Here is a 206-nt window from a genome sequence, read left to right as displayed (position 1 = left end):
TTTAATTGGAATAATTAACCTACCTGCACCAGCACTGCCATTTAAGCAATATAATGCAGACCCTTTGTCTGAAATTTCATCACGGTCCTCAAGTGTTGGATTAAGTGACTCAATATGATGTTCCAATTCGTGCATAGCAACACTAATACCAAACGCATTGCCTATAAAGCCATGAACGCGGCTCAAGCCTTCATTTAGCCAAGCTA

Annotated in this window: 1 pseudogene; it reads right to left on the bottom strand. The window is 40.3% G+C overall.

Going from position 1 to position 206, the window contains the following annotated elements:
* Positions 1–206 (bottom strand): annotated as a pseudogene (locus CWB76_RS19600) (type VI secretion system ImpA family N-terminal domain-containing protein); the annotation flags it as partial.

The organism is Pseudoalteromonas sp. S1609 (assembly GCF_005887255.1).
Lineage (GTDB): Bacteria > Pseudomonadota > Gammaproteobacteria > Enterobacterales > Alteromonadaceae > Pseudoalteromonas.
This window is presented reverse-complemented; position numbering and strand designations above follow the sequence as displayed.